At 44.1% G+C, this 21,896-nt stretch carries 15 protein-coding genes; 14 read left to right on the forward strand and 1 reads right to left on the reverse strand.

Annotated features, from left to right (window positions below; genetic code table 11):
• Positions 1 to 57 precede the first annotated feature (57 nt).
• From BM090_RS12780 to BM090_RS12845, 14 genes are all read left to right on the forward strand, one after another.
• Positions 58 to 639, forward strand: coding sequence for a hypothetical protein (locus BM090_RS12780; RefSeq protein ID WP_143083972.1), 582 nt, complete (start codon positions 58 to 60; stop codon positions 637 to 639).
• Positions 623 to 4,642, forward strand: a complete 4,020-nt coding sequence (locus BM090_RS12785; protein ID WP_177199928.1) for an FG-GAP-like repeat-containing protein — start codon at positions 623 to 625, stop codon at positions 4,640 to 4,642. The genes BM090_RS12780 and BM090_RS12785 overlap by 17 nt, the downstream gene beginning before the upstream one ends.
• A gap of 208 nt (positions 4,643 to 4,850) precedes the next feature.
• Entirely contained in the window at positions 4,851 to 5,282 is a 432-nt protein-coding gene (locus BM090_RS12790) for a response regulator (protein WP_091513656.1), read from the forward strand.
• Between the two features lie 21 nt (positions 5,283 to 5,303).
• On the forward strand, positions 5,304 to 6,053 hold the full coding sequence (locus BM090_RS12795; protein WP_091513659.1) for a polysaccharide biosynthesis/export family protein: 750 nt from the start codon (positions 5,304 to 5,306) through the stop codon (positions 6,051 to 6,053).
• Positions 6,054 to 6,067: 14 nt separating this feature from the next.
• A complete protein-coding gene (locus BM090_RS12800) occupies positions 6,068 to 8,284 on the forward strand; it encodes a GumC family protein (RefSeq protein ID WP_091513663.1) in 2,217 nt (738 codons plus the stop codon).
• On the forward strand, positions 8,281 to 9,510 hold the full coding sequence (locus tag BM090_RS12805) for a lipopolysaccharide biosynthesis protein (RefSeq protein WP_091513666.1): 1,230 nt from the start codon (positions 8,281 to 8,283) through the stop codon (positions 9,508 to 9,510). Before BM090_RS12800 ends, BM090_RS12805 begins: the two co-directional genes overlap by 4 nt.
• Positions 9,486 to 10,586 carry a glycosyltransferase gene (locus BM090_RS12810; protein WP_091513670.1) on the forward strand — a complete coding sequence of 367 codons (1,101 nt, stop codon included), beginning with the start codon at positions 9,486 to 9,488 and terminating at the stop codon, positions 10,584 to 10,586. The genes BM090_RS12805 and BM090_RS12810 overlap by 25 nt, the downstream gene beginning before the upstream one ends.
• Before the next feature lie 426 nt (positions 10,587 to 11,012).
• Positions 11,013 to 12,308: an O-antigen ligase family protein gene (locus BM090_RS12815; protein WP_091513673.1), complete on the forward strand. Its 1,296-nt coding sequence runs from the start codon at positions 11,013 to 11,015 to the stop codon at positions 12,306 to 12,308.
• 146 nt (positions 12,309 to 12,454) lie between these two features.
• Complete coding sequence (locus tag BM090_RS12820; protein WP_091513677.1) at positions 12,455 to 14,848, forward strand: phosphotransferase family protein; 2,394 nt, start codon at positions 12,455 to 12,457, stop codon at positions 14,846 to 14,848.
• Between the two features lie 30 nt (positions 14,849 to 14,878).
• Entirely contained in the window at positions 14,879 to 15,589 is a 711-nt protein-coding gene (locus BM090_RS12825) for an acyltransferase (RefSeq protein WP_091513680.1), read from the forward strand.
• Between the two features lie 61 nt (positions 15,590 to 15,650).
• Positions 15,651 to 16,874, forward strand: a complete 1,224-nt coding sequence (locus BM090_RS12830; RefSeq protein WP_091513684.1) for a glycosyltransferase family 4 protein — start codon at positions 15,651 to 15,653, stop codon at positions 16,872 to 16,874.
• Positions 16,875 to 16,910: 36 nt separating this feature from the next.
• Positions 16,911 to 17,981, forward strand: coding sequence for a glycosyltransferase family 4 protein (locus BM090_RS18875; protein ID WP_091513689.1), 1,071 nt, complete (start codon positions 16,911 to 16,913; stop codon positions 17,979 to 17,981).
• A 135-nt stretch (positions 17,982 to 18,116) separates the two neighbouring features.
• On the forward strand, positions 18,117 to 19,325 hold the full coding sequence (locus BM090_RS12840) for a DUF1972 domain-containing protein (protein WP_091514295.1): 1,209 nt from the start codon (positions 18,117 to 18,119) through the stop codon (positions 19,323 to 19,325).
• Positions 19,312 to 20,418, forward strand: a complete 1,107-nt coding sequence (locus BM090_RS12845; RefSeq protein ID WP_221405399.1) for an MraY family glycosyltransferase — start codon at positions 19,312 to 19,314, stop codon at positions 20,416 to 20,418. The genes BM090_RS12840 and BM090_RS12845 overlap by 14 nt, the downstream gene beginning before the upstream one ends.
• 516 nt (positions 20,419 to 20,934) lie before the next feature.
• On the opposite strand, the gene BM090_RS12855 is transcribed toward BM090_RS12845, so the two are convergent.
• Positions 20,935 to 21,849 carry a hypothetical protein gene (locus BM090_RS12855; protein ID WP_091513699.1) on the reverse strand — a complete coding sequence of 305 codons (915 nt, stop codon included), beginning with the start codon at positions 21,847 to 21,849 and terminating at the stop codon, positions 20,935 to 20,937.
• Between the last annotated feature and the right edge of the window lie 47 nt (positions 21,850 to 21,896).

Raw genomic sequence — 21,896 nt, forward strand, 5'->3', positions numbered from 1 at the left:
AATCTTTGGCATAAATCATGCGTAATGCAGTGATGCACACGCTAAAAACGATTCGCCATGAAAAGGATAATCTTATTCATCTCCATACTGTTACTGGCCAAATGGGCTGCTTTCGGGCAAAGCGAACCATCCACCTATTTTAATATTTTTGTGCCACCCAACAACGAAGCCGTACAACGCAACGTAGCGTTGGTAATTACAGCAGTAAGTGATAGCACAACCTTTACCATCACCGACGACGGCATGGACGGCGATACCGACGACAATGTACAAGGCGTTTTGATGGCGGGACAATCCTACATTTTGTACATCAAAGACAACGGCATCAACGACGACGCGCGTTATGCTTCGGGCGGCACGCTCAAACGCGATGGCGATTATTTTACCATCAACAGCAACAAAATTGTATATGCGTCCATGTCCACCGACAGCGATTGGCAACACAACTTTGTGCCGTCGGTAAACAAAAAATCCGTAGGTCAAAAATTCTACATTTATGCCCCGAAAGTAAGTAGCTCGCCGCGCGACCTTAATGTTTTTGCTTTCGAAAACAATACAACCATCTCTATTTACAAAATTTCGACGGTTACCACGCTCCAAACGGGCTACACCAACATTGATTTTGACCAAAAACAATGATATTATTTACCTCAACACGCAAGGCCGCGACGTAATGCAGTCGGGCGCAACGTACATGATAGAGGCCAACAAAAACGTAAGTGTGCAATACGGTGCTTTGTGGGGAAATGAACGTGACGGCGGCGGTTATGTCCCTTCCTCGAATGGCAGTGCGTCGGGCGAGTTGTTTTATTTTGCTGTGCCATATCAGGCAGCTGGCGAACAAGAAATTAGAGTTTCTTCGTGGGACAGCAATAACCAAGTACAACTTTCGCGCTATAGCGGCGGCCAATGGATAGCCATGAGTTCTTGGACACTCAACCAATACCAACCCGCCGACTGGGTAGGCAAACAAAACGGAAATGCAACGTACGCCACACTTTTCCGCGTTACGTGTACGGCTGGCAAACGCGTTTCGGTGATGGAAGCCAACTGGATGGAAACTGGCGCAACCAATACTTCGGACATGTCCACGATGCTTTCAGCAGAAAATGGCACTTGTTCTGGTAAAAAATATTTGGCGTATATGCTGCCACCCAGCACAGAAGGCAACGTTTATGATCCTTTTACCAATCAATTGTTTACGGGAAGTATTTCGCACTTTTACTTGTTTGCGGGCGGCCAAAGCACTACCGTAACCATCAAAGATGCCAAAACCAATGGCGCGGTTTTGAATAAAACTTATAACATTGCCGCCGACCGCTACGCAGATGCCAAGTTTACCATTACAGAATGGAAAAGCATTTACAACGGAACAGGTACAGCCGCTGGCGGTTCGGAACGGCCTTATGTGCTTATCGAATCGTCGCAAAATATTTCGGTGCTAAGTACCAACTTTAACGACAACTGGATGAACTATTTTGGTTCGTCTTTGCCGCAAAGTTTCAAGTTGGGGGCGGCTTCTTCCAGCCCAGATGCGATTCCCGGCCAACAGGTTACTTTTACCACCTCACTGACCCAAGACAACGTAACGATTACGGGTACGAGCATGGAAGTAAATGTCGGTTCGGGGCTTTTGCCGATTAGTAGCGTGTTGTACAACAACGGCCAGCAAGTCCAAACAGGAACGATTACGACCACTTCCGACGGCAGCCTGATTACATTCCAAGACATCAGTACCATTACGGCCACCGACAACTACCAAATGCAAACTACCGTGTTGGTCAAATCTACTTACGATAACGGCACGGTCATTCCTAACGGCGTGATTTTGAGTACTGAAACCGTCGTGAGTGGCACGGTAAACGGCGAATTTCAGCAGGCTTTCGTGTCCAAAGGGATTCAGAACAACACGGCCAATACTGCTAATTTGTTGTTCTCGGCTTGCCACCAAACCACGGTGGGCAGCACCGTAAACGACGCTTGGAATGCCGCTTGGGTGGACTATAACAATGACGGTTGGGAAGATTTGTGTGTGGCTACCAAATCCGAAACGCAAGCCAATGAGCTGTATCGGAACAACGGAAACGGCACTTTTACCAAAATCACGAATATTAATTTTGTAAACGAAAAGGCACTCACTACCGCCAGCGTTTGGGCAGACATTAACAATGATGGCCGCATGGACGTGCTGTTGGTTAATTCGTCCAAAACCCGTTCTAAATTGTTCTTGAACAACGGCAACAGCAACTTTACGGAACTGAAAAATTCGGGCATAGACACCAATCCAGAATATTTTCATGGGGCGGCTTTCGCCGACTTCGACAACGACGGTTTCGTGGATTTGGTAATGACAAATTTCTTCCAAACCCGATTCCATCAGCTTTACCGCAACAATGGCAACAATACGTTTAGCCGCGTAGAAAATACGCCTGTAACGCAAGAAACCGAACGTTCTTTAGCTCCGATTCTGGCCGATTACAACAACGATGGACTTGTAGATATTTTCATTCCCAACGGCAATAACAGACCTAATTCTTTGTTCAAAAACGTAGGAAATTTTCAGTTCCAAAAAGTAAACGATGCGACTTTGGCGGCAGATGCCAAAAACAGCGTTGGCGCGGCTTGGGGCGATTTGAACAACGACGGTTTCTTGGATTTGGTGGTGGTGAATGCTTCCAAACAAACCAACGATTTGTATTTGAACGTACAAGGACAATCGTTTATGAAAGTTCAAAACTCGCTTTTTGCAGAATATAACGGTGATAATCATGGGGTTGTGTGTGCCGACCTCGACAATGACGGTTGGACGGATATTTTCATGACCAACGACAACGGCCTTTCGATGCTTTATCTCAATGACCACAACGGAGGCTTTACCCTCAAACCTGAAGAGTTGATTGCGGGTAGCTTGGGCAAAGCCTACGGCGTGGCTTACGGCGACTATAACAAAGATGGCGCATTGGATTTGGTGGTAACCACGCACACGACTGGCACGACTGGTTTTTATTGCCATAATCCTTCTACCAACAACTGGATAGGCTTTAAACTGCAAGGCGTTTATAGCAACAAAGCGGCTATCGGGGCGCAAGTGGCCATCAAAGCCAACGGCGTTTGGCAGTATCGCCAGCTTTTGCCCGTGTCGGGTTTTGGTAGCCAAAATACTACGCTTATTCATTTTGGTTTGGCGGCTACTTCGCAAGTAGATTCGGTGCGGGTGTTGTGGCCTTCGGGAATAAAACAATACGTAACAGGTTACAGTTCGGGTACTTACAATGCCGTGCAAGAGCAAGGCGGAACGGTGGTAATGGGCAAAGCCTTTAACGACCTCAACGGCAATGGCGTACAAAATGCGGGGGAAAATACGGTGGGCAATTTGGGACTAAACATTGACCCAACGGGCATTTCGTTGCGCACCGACGAGGCAGGCACTTTCCAACTCTACACCCGCGAAAGCAGCTTACAATTTAGTTTGAATAATACGTCTTATTGGTCTTTGAATCAAAATTTTGCAACCATCAACAACACCAATCCGAATGATACGCTATGGGCAAACGTGCCGGTGCAAGCCGTTACGAATGGTTATGATTTGGCTGTAAGTTTTGCTACGACGGCTTGGCGCAGAGGTTTTGAAAATCAAACCGTTTTGGTGGTGCAGAATTTGGGTACTACGGCGGCGGGCAGCGCACAAGTAAAACTCACGTATCCGAACAATGTGTATTTGAAAACAGCCGATGCCAATTACAGCGTTTCGGGCAAAGAATATACTTGGCAAATCGGGACGTTGGAGGCAGGAGCAAGCCGTACGTTTTTGATTACGGACAGCGTAGGTTTGGGCTTGGCTACGGGCAATAGCGTAACACTTACGGCCAACACGTCGGCTTCGGGGCTGGACGTAAACGCCGCCAACAACACGGCGCAGGAGGACATTACGATTGTGGGCGCGATTGACCCCAACGACATTTCGGTTTCGCCAAAAGGCAAAGGCAGTTTGGGTTATGTGAATCCTGACCAAGTGCTTACTTACACGATTCGTTTCGAAAACTCAGGTACTTACAAAGCAACGTATGTAGTGTTAGAAAGTCAATTGCCTGCGGGACTGGATTTTAATACGTTCCAAGTAGTTGGCGCAAGTCATCATTACACTTACTCGTTAGACCGCGACGGCAACCTGAACGTATCGTTTAGCCACATAGATTTGCCTACGGTTTACGATAACCCGACGGCGGCGCACGGTTATTTCAAATATCAAATCAAACCAAAAAATAACTTGGCAGGCGATACGCGACTGTTGAACCAAGCGAATATTACCTTCGATTTTGAAGCTCCAATCGCGACGAATATTGTCCAAAATACGATTCGCTTCAAAGGTAGCAACGCGGTCAAATCATTGATTTTGTACCCGAATCCCGCCACCGACGAAGTTACTTTGGTACTCGACAAGGCGCATGAGTCCGTAACCGAACCGCAAGTAATTTTGCAATGGCAAGTAATGGATTTGTTGGGGAGGGTGAAAATGGAAGCCTATGGCCTAAGCCAGCCCGAAGCACAAGTACGTGTCGCGAATTTGGAAAAAGGCGTGTATTTGCTCAAGGCTTGGGACCAATACGGCGTGCTTTATATTGGCCAACTCACCAAGCAGTAAATTTTAAATATAGTTGTTTTGTTTGTGCTCTCTAGTGCCCAAAGGCCGCTTCTCGTAAGCGGCTTTTGGCATTTCCATAATTTGGAAAAACATAATGAATCTGGAAGAAATATAATTTTATTTATGTTTTTAAGTTATTGATAATCTGATAGTTATTTATTTGGTACGAAAATGGCATTTAATTTACCAAACTTAAAATTATACGGATATGAGAACGGTCGAAAACAAAATATTTCTGGTAGATGATGATGTTTTTCATCTTGAATTAATGGAGCATATTCTCCACAATTTTGGTTACACAGACGTACACAAATACGAAAATGGGGTGTCGTGTTTGGATAATATTCATCATAATCCGCAAATCGTTTTTCTGGATCATAACATGGATATTTATTCGGGTTATGAGGTGTTACGGAAAATCAAACGCCAGAATCCCAATATTTTTGTGGTGATGGTGTCGGCGCAAGAAGAAATCAAGACCGCCGTAGATGCTCTCAAGCATGGGGCTTTTGATTATGTACAAAAATCTGGAAATATGATAGAAAATGTTGCAGATGTTCTAAAAAGAATTGAACTTGTAAAAGAAAAGTTAAGAGAACGAAAACCGACTTTTCTTAAAGCAGTGTTCGGTTTCTTATAAGGCAAACAGCAACGCATAAGTATGGTAAATCTGAGATTCGGTGTAATTATTTTATTCTTGTTACTACTTTTTGGGGCTTGCAAAACTACTAACTTGTTCGAAGCAAGACATGCAAGCAATCGGGTAGCCGATTTGGATAGCTTATTTTGGGCTGACTCTTCTTACGAATACCATATTCGCCGCGACGACAAAATTACCATTAGCCTCTGGGGACACGACGATTTGAGCGTGGGCTCTACTTACGGGATTTATAACTCCAATGAAGTATATGGCAAATGGCTCATGGTGGACAGCAAAGGCAATGTAGAAATTCCGCGTATCGGAACCATGCACGTTGAGTCGCTTTCCATTACCCAAATGAAAGACACGCTTCGTACGCTTTATGCTCGGTGGGTGCGCGACCCCATCGTAGATGTAAAAGTGCTGAACCGAGAAATTACGATACTCGGAGAAGTGCGTGACCCACAGGTAATTACAGTGGACAAAGAACGCAATACTTTGCTGGATATGATTACGCGCTGCAAGGGTTTTGAGTTTTATGCCAACATCAAATACATTAAAGTTTTCAGGCAAAAAGGGCCTCACGTACACGTAGCCAACATCAACTTGAGCAAGGGCAGCTATTTCGACAAGCGCAATATTTACTTGTATCCAGGTGATGTGGTGGTAGTTCCCTCTAAGGCTTACAAAGAGTTTGACAAGCGGGTATCTACGATTATTCCATTTACGACCACCGTAACTGCCGCCGCCATTTTCATGGGGCTTTTCTAACCCAAATCTAATTTATGGGAGATTCTTTTAGCTTTCTAAAACCCTATTTGAGAGGCTGGCCTATTATTTTGGGGGCGATGGTGCTTGCCTACATGATTGCGGCTAAATATCTCACTTACGTAACGCCCATGTACGAGAGTTCGGCCAAAATGCGGGTTGCCGATGCGCAAGAAGGCGTACATAACAGTAACTTGTTCAAGGACTTAGATGTTTTTTCGAACACTCACAAACTCGCCGCCGAAATCGAAATAATGAAATCGCGCGTGCTACTGACGAAGGCCATCAAAAAGCTACCGTTTGAAGTGGAACTGTACAGGGTGGGAAGTTTTAAGAAATATGAACTCTACGATGAGAGTCCTTTTGTGGTGCAGATTCTGTATTTTGAAGAAAAAACCAAAGACGTAATGTTGCCGCTGGTCATTACCGAAAAGGGAAAAATTACGATTACTTGCCCCGACGGAAACATTGCTACTGGCATGATGGGCGACACGCTCAGTTGCTTGCATTTTCGCATTATCATAAAGCTCAACTACTCGTATATCCAGTCCAAAAAAGATGTGAAAGTAGCGGACACTTACGAAATGCTCGTCAAGAGTGAAGAAAAACTTTTGTCCGAAATTGATAAAAACTTAGATGTAATTACGGTGGACAAAGACGTTCCCGTGATTCGCATCGCCTACAAGGCCTCACATCCGCACAAAGCCGCCGACTTTCCTAATGCTTTGGCGCGGGCTTATATCGAAGATTATATCGAAAATAAATACCACGCCGCCAACGTAACCGTTAATTTCTTGAACGATCGCATCAAAGACATTAACGACCAACTCACGGCCACCGAAAACAAGATTTTAGCTTTTCGGGAACAAGAAGGCATCACGAACATTAGGCAAGAAACCGAGACGGATTTGCGCCAAATCTCGCAGCTCAAAATTCAGCAAACCAACCTGAAAATGAGCCTCGATGCCATCAAGCAATTGGAGCAATATGTAAAATCTGGGCAAGACCATTTTTTGGATTTAGCTCCTAATTTTGAGGCGTTTACGGATTTGCTTTCTACCGAAATTATCAAAAATATTAAGTTGCTTCAGGCCGAAAAAAAGGACTTGTTGCTCAAATACACCGAAAATGAAGAGAAAGTCCGCATCATTGATGTAAAGATAAAAGACCTAACCTCGTATCTGATAGAAAGTATTACCAACACGCGCCGCAACACAGAAACCAAATACAATCAGTTGGTGGACGACATAGAAGCCGCCGAAGCCGTTTTCGTAACTGTTCCCGAAAAAGAAAAAATGCTTACGATTATGAATCGGGAATTTGATATTTACCAACAATCGTACAATTTCCTGAACAGTAAGAAGATAGAAGCCGAAATCGCTCGCGCCGCTCGCATTGCGTTTCACCGCATCATTACGCCTGCCACCGTGAGCAAAAGCCCTGTTTCGCCGAACGTGGCCATTATCAAAATTGTGTCGGCATTGCTGGGTATGATGGGAAGTATCATGTTGATTATGGTGGTGCATACGCTCAAAGCCAAAGTAAATGAACCGTCGAACATCGAAAAAAACACCATGATTCCGCTTTCGGCTAATATTCCCAAGCTCAAGAAAGATTTGATTCCGATGTATTTCCTGAATTTGATTGGCCAATGGGAAGTGAAAAAGCTGTTTAGTAGTGGTCAAATCATTGTTTGCAATCATTTTTCCCCAGACGAAGGCGCGGATTTTATTGTTAAAAATTTGGCACAAGCCTTTTGCTTTCAAGAAAGAAAAACATTGCTGATTCGCTTTGCGGAAAATGTTTGGGAAGTGAATAACCACCAAAATCCACCGACGCAAGTAGAAGATTATTACTGGGAGTTGCCTGTCAGGGTGAAGGATATGTACTCGTTCACTTCGGAGCAAATAAAACAGTGGCTCACGAATTTAGCAGTAGATTACGACGTAGTATTGATAAGAAATGCACCCATTGGCGATGCCATTACGTTGCCTGTGATGGCGGCCACCGACCTGAATTTTATGTGTTTGGATGCTCGCCTCAGCCCGATGAGTCGGGTAATGGAAACGCAACTGATACAAGACGAATACAAATTGGCAAACTTTCATTTCGCGCTGAATCGGTCTGGTTATAATCCAAGTTTCGTAAAAGAAGTGCTTTTGTGTATTTGGGGTAACATAGAAAGAATAAAACGCATGGTTATCGTCAAGATTTATAAAAAATTCAAACGATGAAAAGCTCTAACCCAAAAATATTGATACTCGCAGACCAAGCAGTATTCAGTGGCACTAATTTTTTGCTCACGATTCTGCTGGCTCGCACGCTGGATGTAGCGGCTTTTGGTCGATATTCGGCTGTTGTGTTGGCGATGTATTTGATTGTCAGTGTCTTAAATGCGATAGTGGTGCAAGTGGTACAGGTGCAAGCCGCCGCCCAAAAAGATTCGAGGGCTTATATTTCCTTTTCGTTTTGGTTGCAAACGGTGGTTTTGTCGGGGATTTTGTTGGTAGGAGGCTTGGTGTATCGCTTTTTGCCGCTTTCGTTGAGCCTCTGGACGGTGCTACCGCTGATTTGGGGCTTTGTGATGCACGATTATTTCCGCAAAACACTCATTGCCTTAGGCCGAACTACACAAGTGCTGACCATTGACATACTGGCCGCTGTGGCGCAAATCGGGGCGTTAGTGGCTTTGTTTTGGCTCAAAGGTTCGCTGAATCTGTATTTACTGCTCATGGGAGTGGCCTACGTGCTGCCGTTTGTGTATGGCGTGTTCGTGTTGCGGCCTTTGCTGTGGAGTTTGCGCGGCCAATGGTCGGGGTTTGCGGCTCTGCATTTTACGGAAGGCAAATGGCTTTTGGGCTCGGCTTTGGTGCAATGGTGGGCAGGCAATTTGTTTGTAGTGGCTTCGGGCATTTATTTGGGTGCGCAGGCGTTGGGCGGGTTGCGTTTGGTGCAATCGCTTTTTGGCATCTTGAATGTGCTTTTGCAAACCTTCGAAAATTATGTGTTGCCGACTACGGCCACGCTTTTGGCCAAAAGCCGCAACGATGCCGCGCATTATTTGGTACGGACTACCCAAACCGCAGCCATTTTGTTTGTACCTGTGCTATTGGCGACGGCCTTTTTCCCAAAACAAATTATGCAATTGGTAGGCGGCGAAGTGTATATGGAATACGGCTTTTTGCTTACGGGCATGGCCTGCAACTATGTGCTTATTTATTTGGCGCAACCTATTCGCATCAGTATCAGGGTTTTACTCCTGAACGAATACTTTTTCTATGGATATGTACTCACGTTGATATTTGCTTTATCAAGCTCAGATTTTTTACTCTCCAATTACGGATTAATCGGCGTACTGGTGGGGCTGCTAAGTTCCCAACTGATTCTGATTGTTTTCTGGCAACTCACTCTTAACAACAAAAAAGGCTTTTTCTCATGGAAATCATTCATATCATTTTAGGAAAGGCAAACCCCGACCGCCTCAACGGGGTAAATAAGGTGGTGTATAACATGGCCACCGAACAAACCAAAGCGGGTATGAATGTAGAGGTTTGGGGCATTACGCCCGACCCGACACACGACTATCCCGCACGCAATTTCACTACGCGGCTTTTTGAGGCGCACCAGAATCCGTTTAGCATAGACCGCAATCTTAAACTGGCGATTTTGGCTAAAGAAGATGCCGTATTTCATTTGCACGGCGGCTGGATTCCGCGTTTCAGTGCGTTGGCTACGCTGATGCAAGAATATGACATCAAATATGTGTTCACGCCACACGGTGCATACAACACTGTCGCGATGCAACGCAGCTCTTGGGCAAAAAAAATCTATTTCTATTTGTTTGAGAAAAAACTCTTGAGCGGCGCACGCAAAATTCACGCCATCGGCGAGAGCGAAGTGAGTGGGTTAAATCAAATTTTCCCCAATCAAAAATCTTTTTTGTTGCCTTATGGCTTTGAGTATTCGGAGCATAGCGTATTTCATGTAACCAAAAACATTGATTTTACGCTGGGTTTTGTGGGTCGCCTCGACGTTTATACCAAAGGGCTGGATTTGCTTGTTTCGGCTTTTGAGCGGTTTCAGTACAAAGTCCCGACGGCCAAGCTCTGGATTGTGGGCGATGGCGAAGGCAAAGATTTTTTGAGCCAACTCATTGCCACCAAGAATATTAGAGGTATTACGCTTTGGGGTAAAAAATTTGGAGCGGAAAAAGATATGCTCATTTCCAAAATGCACGTGTTTGCGCACCCTTCGCGCAACGAAGGTTTGCCAACTGCCGTGCTGGAAGCTGCTTCTTTCGGGGTGCCTGCCATTGTTACGCAAGCCACCAACGTGGCAGCCTATGTCCAAAAATATGATTGTGGCGTGGGCATTGCCAACGAAAATGTGGACGAACTCGAACGCGCCATGTTGGAGCTACACGCCAACCATAAAGGCGAACGCTATCATCAATTAGGGCACAATTGCGAAACCATGCTCAAGCAGGCGTTTGCGTGGCCTGTGCTGGTGCAGCAGTACAAAGAGCTGTATGCCTGAGTGTTAAATTTTTGTTTTTGCATAAAAAATAATGGAAGATGCCACGCCTACGGCGTTCGTTCGTACAAAAAACGTATTACTACCAAGATCCCAAGCCTAAAGGCTTTGTGATGCAATATGGTAAATCCGTAAGGATTGAAATCTTTGTAGCCAAAGGAATTTGAGATAGGATTCTAACGCCTTTAGGCGTGGTCATTTGGTTTAAGCAGGTAGCAATCTACGGCGTTCGTTCGTACAAAAAACACATTACTACCAAGATTCCAAGCCTAAAGGCTTTGTGATGCAATATGGTAAATCCGTAAGGATTGAAATCTTGGTAGCCAAAGGAATTGAGATAGGATTCTAACGCCTTTAGGCGTGACATCTTCAATGCAAAATATTGGTTTGATAATTTGATTGATATTTAAACCCCATGACATAGAGTCTATGAAAGCGAAAACACGCGAAGAACGAAACGCCGCCTTTTTTGCCAAAACCAACTGGCAATTGTTCTTGATTTTGCTGCTGATGGTGGCGTGCTTTTTTACGTGGAGCGAAAACGTGGTGATTACCAGAGGCATCAAAGTTGTTGGCCGTTTGGGAATGCTCTACGCGTCGTATTACGTGTACAAAAGCATTATCAACTATGGCGCGGTGGACTCGCTCAAAGTGCATAATCCGCTTTCCAGTGCGTTTTATGGTATTTATTTGCTCATTGGTTTTGCCTCGTTTATGTGGAGTACCAATGTCGGATACAGCTCTTTGCAGTGGTTTATGACCTCCCAAACCCTCGTGTTTTGCTATTATTTTGTCAAAAGTCTGTACTTGCTCGACCACTTTTTCCCAGAACATCCTATCCGAATGTTTAATTTAGTCGGCAATACATCTTTTCTCCTGATTTTGGTTTTTGTGGTAGGAATGTGGGTGAATCCTGATGCGTTTTATCGGCTCACGCACGGCGGGGAAGAGGCTCGTTTGGGTGGCTACATGATGAATCCCAATGAGTTAGGAATGTTGGCGGGGATTGGCGTGGCGGGTTTGCTGTTCGACATTCGCCGAAATCATCGCCGCGTCTGGACGGTTGTCAAACTGCTGGTGTTGTTCTATGGCCTCATGGCAACGGGTTCGCGCTCTTCGTTGATTGGGGCTTTGCTTATTATAGGGTTTCATGTGTTGCAGTCCGAACAAAAACAATTTGCAATTGCGGCTATTATCGTCATGGCATTGGTTTCGCCGATTGCCATTTATAAAGTGGTACTCAAAGACGGCGACCCCGAACGCATGGAAGAAGTCATGAGCATGACGGGACGTTTACCGTTTTGGCAAGCTCTCATTAATGAAGGTTTGCCTCGTGAGCCGCTCTTGGGTTTTGGTTTTATGCGCATCGACTACAAAGAATTTTTTCAGAGTACGCACACGTATCCTGGCAAAATGACGCATAACACGTTTATGCAAGTGCTCATGAATCTGGGTTTTATTGGCCTGACGATGGTGTTTTTTCAGATAGTTTTTACGGTTCGTGGGATTTTGGCAGAAAACAACGAGAAAAAACTCATGCTGTTTAGTATGCTCATCCCGATTGTGATAAACTCGTTCACGGAATTTGGCATTTATGGCGAGTCCAACTATGGTATTTTATTTTACCAATTGGTCATTTTATATATTTCCTTTAAGGCTTCGTCTATCATTACGCCTGCCCAACGCGTGCATTTGCGCAAGCGTCGGCCAGACCTAACGGTATAGCGATTCTTCCATATTTTATTTTTCTGTCCATATTCTGGAAAAAAAATGTTGTTTTTGTTTTTGTAAATAATTGAAAATTAGTGCTTTGTGATATTGGCAAGGTTTTGGTATTTTCCTTTACAACAACAAACAAAACACTAAATACAATGGAAGATTTCTTATTTGCGCTAGGCCTTAGCCTCAAAAAAACCAGAGAAGGAGCTACTCCAATTTGTTTCTATTACATCCCAAATACTGACGGCTCTATTCGTTGGTTTTGGAATGAAAAAGCCACTCAACCACATTTCCTCAAATTCTACCACACAGCCGACTGGCGTTCTCGCTTGATTGCGGCGTTTTATCACCTTGTTTTTTTCTTCAAATTACAACATTTGTTATTTGCCAAAAACCAGATACTGGCCTACATAGCCGACATGAATAAAATTGTTGGCTCAGACGCTTGGACAGATGTTTTTGTGTTCACGGGGACGGCAGGCCCCAACCGAAAACTTACCCTGTTTCTGCGCAATCAGCAGGGTAAAAGTTTTTTTGTAAAACAAGCCATTAGCTCCAACTCCTTACAGCTCATTGAGCGAGAGAAAACCACACTATCATATTTAAATCACATTAGTTTATCACAATCACGCATTCCTTCGGTGGCGTTTGCGGGCAGCACTTTTCTGATGTTTGTCAACGAAAGCGCAGGAAAAACCAGTACCGACCGATTCGGGGCAGCACACCAAATCTTTTTGGAGGAGTTGCATCACCAAAGCGTGCATTTGGCCAACACCAGCAAGTTTTTGAAACTCGAAAATTTGGATCGTCGCCTTGAGTTGTTGGGCGGTACTAAAGTGCCTGTGGGCATTGTCAAAAAACTCAACACGCTGGCCAAAGACCTTGCAAATGAGCAATCTAACTTGATGCTAAGTTACGCGCACGGCGACTTTACGCCATGGAATATGTTCGTGGATGCGCAAGGCAAATTGTTCGTGTACGACTGGGAACTGTTCCGCAAGGCTTATCCCGAAGGCTTCGACTTCATTCATTTTATTGTTCAAAAAGGAATCTTGATTGAGCGCAAAAACTGGGCGGCCATCAAAGAAGAAATCTACAATACTTATGCTGAATATCAGGGGGATATGGAAATTTCCATTGACCAACAACTCAAATGGTATTTGCTACTAAACACACTTAATCAACTGGAGATTTTCGCCGCCCAAGCCCAATGGCACACACAGGTAAACTGGCTGCTCAATACTTGGAACGATGCTTTGAGCGATATTCTTTCCGCCAAACACCAAACGCGCCCGTTGATTATCAGGGATTTGTTCGACTGGCTTTCGGCCAAACAATACGGTACACTCAAACTCGAATTGCCTAATGTGGAGCTTTTGCCTGTTACTTCGGATTTAGATATTTGCCTGAATCGCGCTGATGCCTTGCAAGCCTTTGCGTATTTCTCCAAACATTCGTTGGTTGCCAAACTCATTGTGGTTAAAGGTTTTACCGTGTCGCGCGTTACGCTTTTGCTTCGCGACGGAGGTATTTTGCACGTGGATTTTATTCACCAATGGCGACGCAAATACACACAATTTGGCTTGCTGGGAGATGTTTTGGCCAAAACCCACACCGATGCGCAAGGTATCCGACACGTAAGCCCGTATTACACGGCGGTTTTTGTGGGTTGTTTTTATGGATTAAATAAATCACAAATCCCGTTCAAATACCTGCATTACAGTCAGTTTCTGGAAAAAAGCCGCTCTTCGCTCGACAATCAAATTTATGGCTTGTATCTGGGCGATCGCGCCAACCCTGCACGCCTGACACGCTATTTGCAAAAACGTATTTATAATCAGGGTTTTAGCGCGTTTTTGTGTAAAGTACAATATTGGTTGGACGTGGCCAGTAGGCTCATCACGACCAAAGGCTTTACGGTAACGTTTAGCGGCGTTGACGGCGCAGGAAAATCGACGGTGATTGCGCATTTGCGCGAGGAGCTGGACAAAAAATTCAGACGTAGAGTAGTGGTGTTGCGCCACAGGCCATCGTTTCTGCCGATTCTCAGTGCCTACAAACACGGCAAAACCCAAGCCGAACAAATCGCGGCCAACACGCTGCCGCGCCAAGGCCAAAATACCAGCGTGATTAGTTCGCTTTTCCGCTTTGGTTATTACTACATAGATTATCTGTTTGGGCAATTCGTGGTGTATTTCAAATATATTTTGCGTGGTTACATTGTGCTGTACGACCGCTATTATTTCGACTTCATCAACGATTCCAAACGCAGCAATATTTATTTGCCAAAATGGTTTTTGAAAATGGGTTATTTCTTCCTCAAAAAACCAGAATTAAATTTCTTTTTGTATGCGCAAGCACAAGAAATTTTGAAGCGAAAACAAGAATTAAACGAAAATACAATTCGCTCACTTACTTCCGATTATTTGGGACTATTTGAGTCGCTTTCTAAAGATAAAAATGCAAAATATATTGCTTTAGAAAACAATCATTTGCCCCATACTTTGCAACATATTTCGGGCGAAATTAAAAATCTTGCTTATTAATTTTTTATTGAACAAAAACAACCGAAAACCATGACACGCTTATTAGAATATATTATCAGAAAAAGAAACCCGAAGTTTCGTTTTGATGCCCACCTTTCGGGTGCAATGCTTTTAGCATTTATTTGGGAACAAATCGCGAATTTTAGGAGAGGTTGCATACTGTGTTTTTATCTCCGAAATCCAAAAATGGCCTTGTTGGGCAAGGGCGTAAAGTTCTTCAATTTGGCGGGGATTCAGTTTGGCAAATTCATGAAATTGGGCGATGGCGTTTACTTACGCGCCTTGGGCGTGGAGGGCATCAAGCTCGGCGATAACGTGAGCATTGGGGCGTATAGCAGGCTGGTAGTTTCCACGACGCTCAACCACATTGGCGAGTTTATCCGCATCGGCGACAACGTCGGCATTGGCGAGTTTGCGTATCTGGGCGGTGCTGGTGGCTTGGAAATTGGCGCAGAAACCATTGTAGGTCAGTACTTTAGTTGCCACCCCGAAAACCACATCATCGACGACCCTGACGCGGCCATACGCTTTCAGGGCGTAACGCGGCAAGGTATCCGAATCGGGAAAAATTGCTGGATTGGCAGTAAAGTAACGGTTCTGGACGGCGTGCGCATCGGTAACGGCTGCGTGATTGCGGCGGGGGCGGTGGTTACCAAATCTTTCCCTGACAATAGCGTAATTGGTGGCGTGCCAGCGCGTTTGCTCAAAACTCGAAACGCCGAATATATACCAATGGATTAAATAAAATGATATACGGTTTGTATTTTAAATCTATTGACTACTAACAAAACACACTCAAACCATGAAAACCATATTAGCAACTGCATACGCCATCAATCCTTACAAAGGTTCTGAAGATGGAATGGGCTGGAATTTTGTGGCACAAATGGCACGTTTCAGCCGTGTAATTGCGATTACTCGCGAAAATAATCGCCCATATATTGATAAATTTATGCGCGAAAATCCCGCTGACTTTTACCAAAATATTCAGTTTTTGTATTTCGATTTGCCAGCTTGGGCGCGTTTTTGGAAAAAAGGTAGCAGAGGTGCCATGATTTATTATTTGATGTGGCAAAAAGGCGTTATTAATTTTATTCGCAAACAAAATATTCAGTTTGATATTGTACATAATCTGAACTTTCATAACGACTGGACTCCCTCGTATTTGTGGCAATTCGGAAAGCCGTTTGTTTGGGGACCAATTGGCCATCACAACCGCATTCCGTTTCAATATTTACAATCTTATTCGCGCTTGTATTGGCTCAAAGATGAGCTTACGTGGCTTGTCAAAAAATCGTTTTGGAACGCATCGACTGGCCTCAACGATACCATCGCCAATTCCAACCATATTTTGTGCATGAATGCGGGCGTTTCGACGCAATTGCAGTTGCCCGAAACCAAATATTCGGTAGTGCCGTCGGTGGCTACGCAAGATTGCGGTTGGTTGCCTGTGCAGCCCGACACCGAGCAATTCACGGTTATTTCGGCAGGCCGACTTGTGCCGCTCAAAGGTTTTGATTTAGCGATTGCGGCTTTTGCGCAATTTGTGCACCAGTTGCCAGCCGCCCAAAGAGCCAATTGCAAATTCAAGATTGTGGGCAGCGGCGAAGAAAAACATACCCTCATGGATTTGTGCGAGTCGTTGCAAGTAGTTGAAAATGTAGAGTTTATCTCTTGGATAGACCGCCAAGAACTGCTGGAAATGATGAAAATGGCCTCTGTGTTTTTGTTCCCTTCGCACGAGGGCGCGGGCATGGTGGTAGCCGAAGCCTTGTCGTTTGGGTTGCCTGTGGTGTGTCTGGACAACGACGGGCCGGGCGAATTTATCGACGGGACTTGCGGAATTGCCGTGCCGATTAGTAGCTATGAGAGCACTGTCGAAAAATTGGGCAACGCACTAACCACGCTTTTTGTACGCCCCGACAAAAGAAAAGCCATGCGCTTGGCGGCTCGCAAACGCTTTGAAAACCACTTTCATTGGGACGTGCGCGGCAGGCAGTTACAAGAAATTTACGAAAAACTTTAAATAATAATTTTTTCCATCACCACTACTATTACTCCTATGCAACCACGTATTATTGCCTGCCATTTGCTAAACGATTTTAGCGGCAGCCCCAAAATTCTGGCGCAAGCTCTGCGCGTTTTGGCGGACAATCAGCACCAAGTTTATTTGTTTTCGTCGTTCAATAACAAAGGTTTTCTTACAGATATTCAGGGTGTTAAGAAAGTAAATGTATGGTATCACTATGATGCAAATCCAATTTTTCGTTTATTTTTCTATACACTCACCCAAATGATTTTGTTCGTGTACTTGGTCTTTTTTTTGGATAAAAAAGATACCGTTTACATTAATACGCTGTTGCCGTATGGCGCGGCATTGGCAGCGCGTTTGCGTGGTTGCCGCGTGGTGTATCACGTACACGAAAGCAGTATTAGCCCGCCCTTATTGCGCGATTTTTTGGTAGGTGTGGCCAAAAAGATGGCTTCCGAAATTGTGAATGTTTCAGATTTTGTGAAAGAAGCCCACAAAATACAACAAGTGAATAGCTATTTGATTTACAATTCGTTGGATGAGCATTTTGCCCAAAAAGCCGCCGAATTTGACAAGCCAACCGCTATGAAACATGTATTAATGGCCTGTTCTCTCAAAATTTACAAAGGCATTTTTGAGTTTATGAAATTGGCCGAAAAAAACAGAAATCTAAAATTTCGGTTGGTGCTCAATGCCTCCGAACCAAAGATTAAATCTTTTTTCAAAAACTGCATTTTACCGCCCAACGTGGAAATTTTGGCCGCGCAATCGGATATGCACCCGCATTACCAATGGGCCGATGTGATACTGAATCTTTCGCGCCCTGATGCTTGGGTCGAAACCTTCGGCATGACTGTTTTGGAAGGAATGGCTTATGGTTTGCCTGCCATCGTGCCGCCTGTCGGTGGCATTACGGAAGTGGTACGCGATGGCGAAACGGGCTTTTTGGCCGATTGCCGCGACACGGACAGCGTCAATAAATGTTTGCATAAACTCTTGGACAACCGCGACGCTTATTTGTCGTTTTCGGCCAAAGCCAAAGAGCAATTGCAAATGTTTAGTAGCCAGACGTTTCAGACCAAAATTTTGTCGCTGTTCTAAAATTTTTCCAAACCAAACCCAAACTTCCGAAATATGGAAATACTTCGATTCTTTTTTTATTATAAGCTATTGATTTTCAGTGTTGTATTCGTTTTGGTACGCATTTGGTTACATTTATCTGAAAAGCGAAAAACCATGAAAAAGGAACAAAAAAACAAGTTGGCCATTATCGGGACGGTAGGATTGCCAGCCAACTACGGCGGTTTTGAAACACTCGCCGAACATCTTGTCGAAAATCTAAGCGACCGTTACGACATTACGGTTTATTGTTCGGGCAAAAAATATCCAAAAGAAAAACGCCTGCGCTATTACAAAGGTGCACGCTTACAATATTTGCCACTTGATGCCAACGGCGTACAAAGCATTCCGTACGATACGCTTTCGATTTTGCATAGTTTGTTTTATGCGGACGTGCTCTTGATTTTGGGCGTGGCGGGAGCTTGGATACTGCCTTTTGTGAAGCTATTCACCAACAAAAAAATAATAATTTCCATTGATGGCATCGAATGGAAACGCGATAAATGGAGCAATTTGGCCAAGTTGTATTTGTTCTGGGCGGAGTCGTTGGCGGTGCGTTTTTCGCACATAGATATTTCCGACAACGAAGCCATACAAGACTATACAGCAGAACGTTACGGTTCGTTGAGCCGCATTATTGAGTACGGCGCAGACCACACACTCAAGTTGCCATTAGACGAAGAAACGCGCAAACAATATCCGTTTGTCAATCAATCTTACGCCTTTAAGGTTTGTAGAATAGAACCCGAAAATAACGTACACATTGTACTGGAGGCTTTTTCCAGAACCCGTAAATTGCCGCTGGTGATTGTAGGCAATTGGGATAAAAGCGAATACGGCCAAAATCTGAAAGTCCAATATAAACACCACGCTAATATTTTTATTCTTGACCCCATTTACAACCAAGCCAAACTGGACGTATTGCGCGGCAATGCGGCGTTGTATGTGCACGGACATTCGGCAGGCGGAACGAATCCGTCGTTAGTGGAAGCCATGTATTTGGGTTTGCCTGTGATGGCTTTCGGCGTGTCGTACAACCGCGTAACAACCGAAAACAAAGCCTTGTATTTCAGAGATTTGGACGATTTGATGGGCTTGCTCGAAAGCGTAGAAGCCGATATGCTCGCGCAGTTGGGTGAGGTGATGGGGCAAATCGCCAAACGCCGCTACACGTGGGGCACGATTTCCGACAAATACGAACGTCTTGTGGAACAGGCTCTTAGCCAAAAAGAAAAGCCAACGGTATTGCCTGCGGCCAGTGCCATGCAGTATTCGCAACTTTTGGATAATGGCTGCGCACATCTCAAAACCCTTGATAATTTCTAAACCACTTACGGCCATGAACCAACTAATGTTTCTTATCCCGCTCTTATCCTTATTGATTATTCTCTTGATTTTGCCCATGATTCGGGCTGTGGCTCTGAAAGTAAACCTAACGGACATTCCCAATGGCCGCAAAGTACACAGGCAACCCGTGCCGTTGGTGGGAGGGATTGCCGTATTTGTGGCGGTGAGTTTGGCTCTGACGTTTGCCATGTTTCACGGGTTTCATTTGGGCGAATACGTCAGCATCTATTTGGGGGCGACGGTGCTGCTCATTATGGGCGTGGCCGACGACAAATGGGACTTGGGTGCTTCGCTTAAATTGCTGATACAACTCACGTTAGCGCATTATATTTACCTGCAAGGTTTTTATATAGATACACTTTTGGGCGTGTTTGGAATTTATGCCATTCCGCATTGGTTGGAATATGCCCTTACGATTGTGGTGGTGGCAGGTGTGGTTAATGCCTTTAATCTCATGGACGGAATAGACGGTTTGGCCGCGTCCATTGCCATTTTTACGCTGGCCATGCTCGGAGCGTTTGCGTATATGCTCAACTTGCTCAATATCATGTTGATTTGTATGTCGATTATGGGCGCGTTGGTTGGATTTTTGTACTACAATTTTTCCAAAACCCGTAAAATATTTATGGGTGATGCGGGGTCGTTGGTGCTGGGTTTTGTGATGGTGGTGTTGGCCATTGCGTTGCTACAAAAAGCCGAACAAGCCGCAAGGCCTGATATTATGTACGGCGGTGTGTTTGCGGTAATGGCTTTGCCCGTACTCGATGCGCTGCGGGTGTTTAAAAATAGAATTAGAAGAGGAAAAAGCCCTTTTGCTGCCGACAAAACACATTTGCATCATTTGTTTTTGGTAACTGGTCTCAAGCACAAATACATTACGTTGCTGATTGCCGCTTTGCTTGTCTTCATTACGCTGATGGGCGTGCTGACCAGCTCGCTGACGGGTGTAACGTTTGGGGTTCAGATTGTTTTGCTGGTGTTTAGCCTTACGACCCGAATCCTGAAAACCAAATCCGACATACAACACTGGCAAGTGAAAATCCGAGAAATGGAACAACAAGGCAATTTATAGTTTTTCTTTAGGAGATATATTTAAGTGGTAGCCAGCCTCGTCCGAAGCGATTAGGGTGGCTTTTTTGTTGAATGAAAACCCCCTCTAAGGAGGACTTGAACAGGAATTGCAGGGGTGAAATATTCAAACCCTTCCTAAATCCTCCCCAAGGGGAGGACTTTAACAGGAATTGCAGGTTGGATAACAGGAGTCGCGGGAAGAAAATATTCAAACCCTTCCTAAATCCTCCCCTTGGAGAGGACTTTAACAGAAGTTGCAGGTTGGATATGTGGTTTGTGAGGACACAGACCACGGGAGGGGAAGGATAAATATTCAAACCCCTCCTAAATCCTCCCCAAGGGGAGGACTTTAATAGGAATTGCGGATTTAAGGATACGCACAACCGTGCGTATCTACTAACAAAAACCATAGCCCAGCGGCGAGGGAATAAAAAATGGCCTGCGAGATACAGGCCATGGGGGAACACTGAACGTGATTTTACTGAAAAACTCGCCAAACGTATGTTATGAGCTGCACCTATTTAAAGAGCTCGTTGAAATTCATATAAATGTTTCCTGTTTCGCTTGCCTTTCTGCGCTTTTTAAACAATAAATCGGTTAATGTAATTCTATTTTCAAGCACTGCAAGCAAATCAATTCCATCCATAATTATTATAGATTTGAAATCAGTTGAAATTGCTTCTTTGGTAATTCCATCAATTGATATTAATAATCCAGCTGCATTTTTGAATTTCGTTTCGACTTTAAAACAGAATGTAGCTAAATCACTTCTGTTAACTTCGGTTGCCCATTTAGCTTCCAATAAATAATCTGTATTCTGAAAAGTAAATGCTCCGTCGATTTGTTCGCCATGAATTTTGAATGAACCTTTAGGTTCAAGGTCAAATAGAAGAAAAAGCTTGTATAAAAATTTCTCAAGCTGAAATCCTCGTTGATTAAAATTTTTATTAACGGCTATTGTATTGAATTCATCTTTGAGTTGAAAAAGCTCTAGTTCAAGTGATAAAGCCTTTTTTGTTTTCAGTTCTGCTTTAGCTTTCCTAACTTTAGCTTCTTCTTGCTCTTTAGTAATTTGAATGAAACCTTTACTTAACGTTCTCAATCTATTTACTGCATCTTTAGCCCTTTTTGTTTTTGTTCCGTCCTCGTCCCAGTAAGTCAAATTTCCGAAGTCATTAAAATCAGTTACGGCTAAAATTAGATTCATTAAATCAGATTCGTAAATATCAATGCGGTTAGTCATTCGTGTAAGAAGTTCATTTACAATCCCTCTTTTTGTGGCTGACCAATTTATTGTTGAAACAATTGCGGGATTGTCTATAGTTAGCTTTACAAACTGTTGTAAATCATCTTTTTTCCAATAGATGACAGATAAGGCTTCTTTAACTGCTGAGATTGCTTCTGGTGATATTTTCTTTTTCTTAACTTCCATTAATTATACGGTTTCTCTTGGTATGGTTCATAACATCCGTCCAAACG

This window comes from Flexibacter flexilis DSM 6793 (genome assembly GCF_900112255.1).
Classification (GTDB): Bacteria; Bacteroidota; Bacteroidia; order Cytophagales; family Flexibacteraceae; genus Flexibacter; species Flexibacter flexilis.

Excerpts from the sequence above, each read along its gene's own strand:
- BM090_RS12780 (WP_143083972.1), top strand. The coding sequence starts at position 58 with ATGAAAAGGATAATCTTATTCATCTCCATACTGTTACTGGCCAAATGG.
- BM090_RS12790 (WP_091513656.1), top strand. The coding sequence starts at position 4,851 with ATGAGAACGGTCGAAAACAAAATATTTCTGGTAGATGATGATGTTTTT.
- BM090_RS12795 (WP_091513659.1), top strand. The coding sequence starts at position 5,304 with ATGGTAAATCTGAGATTCGGTGTAATTATTTTATTCTTGTTACTACTT.
- BM090_RS12800 (WP_091513663.1), top strand. The coding sequence starts at position 6,068 with ATGGGAGATTCTTTTAGCTTTCTAAAACCCTATTTGAGAGGCTGGCCT.
- BM090_RS12805 (WP_091513666.1), top strand. The coding sequence starts at position 8,281 with ATGAAAAGCTCTAACCCAAAAATATTGATACTCGCAGACCAAGCAGTA.
- BM090_RS12810 (WP_091513670.1), top strand. The coding sequence starts at position 9,486 with ATGGAAATCATTCATATCATTTTAGGAAAGGCAAACCCCGACCGCCTC.
- BM090_RS12815 (WP_091513673.1), top strand. The coding sequence starts at position 11,013 with ATGAAAGCGAAAACACGCGAAGAACGAAACGCCGCCTTTTTTGCCAAA.
- BM090_RS12820 (WP_091513677.1), top strand. The coding sequence starts at position 12,455 with ATGGAAGATTTCTTATTTGCGCTAGGCCTTAGCCTCAAAAAAACCAGA.
- BM090_RS12825 (WP_091513680.1), top strand. The coding sequence starts at position 14,879 with ATGACACGCTTATTAGAATATATTATCAGAAAAAGAAACCCGAAGTTT.
- BM090_RS12830 (WP_091513684.1), top strand. The coding sequence starts at position 15,651 with ATGAAAACCATATTAGCAACTGCATACGCCATCAATCCTTACAAAGGT.
- BM090_RS18875 (WP_091513689.1), top strand. The coding sequence starts at position 16,911 with ATGCAACCACGTATTATTGCCTGCCATTTGCTAAACGATTTTAGCGGC.
- BM090_RS12840 (WP_091514295.1), top strand. The coding sequence starts at position 18,117 with ATGAAAAAGGAACAAAAAAACAAGTTGGCCATTATCGGGACGGTAGGA.
- BM090_RS12855 (WP_091513699.1), bottom strand. The coding sequence starts at position 21,849 with ATGGAAGTTAAGAAAAAGAAAATATCACCAGAAGCAATCTCAGCAGTT.